Annotated in this window: 1 pseudogene; it reads right to left on the bottom strand. The window is 38.7% G+C overall.

Features of this window, described 5'->3' with window-relative positions:
• Positions 1-744: pseudogene (locus G6554_RS25335) on the bottom strand (hypothetical protein); the annotation flags it as partial.

Below are 744 nucleotides of genomic sequence, written 5' to 3' on the forward strand. Positions count from 1 at the left end.
TTATCTCAGCCTTTGCTTCAAACACGGCTTTTGCTGTTTCTGCAGATACGTCCTCTGGCGCAGGTGTCCAATCTGTTGATTTGTTACCTTTTTCAATCTTGACATTTTTTACGGTTGGGAAAACACCAGTTCCATATGTCCCATAAAAAGCTAAATTAGTTTGTATACCAGTTGGTGTTAACAAAGAGACATCCACCGTCATGGAATACCTTTTATATTCTGTTGTTACATCAAAATTCTTATCGGGAAAAGTATACTTTCGCTTATCATTGGTAGTATTTACTGTATAAACGTTTATTTTTCCAGCTTTTGTAACCTTCATATCAAAACTAAAAGTAAATTGCCCAATACCGTGAGTATCAAAAAGAGATAATAAATCTGCATACATTAGGTACTCATTACTTCCTGCTTTTTCTAAGTGAGAGTCACGTAATAAATTCCTTCCGCCGATCTGCAACGCATCAAACTCAGTCTTTGTAACTCTTAAGGCAATCTTGCCGTCAAGAGCACTAATATTCTGCTCTGCTGTGGTGACACGGGTAGTAACGGCAGAAACAGTCGAATTATCAGCTTTGCCACCTAGTGACGTATCAACCTGACTTTTAGTATAGACATCACTAGCATTAGCTTTTAAGTTGATCTGGCCAGCTTGCGTTGTAATGGAACCTTCTGCCGTAGATACTCGTGTGGTTAAAGCCGAAACCGTTACATTATCTGCTTTTTTACCTAGCTCCGTGTTGGTTT

It is taken from the genome of Bacillus sp. MM2020_4, assembly GCF_011250555.1.
In the GTDB taxonomy this organism is placed as follows: Bacteria; Bacillota; Bacilli; order Bacillales; family Cytobacillaceae; genus Neobacillus.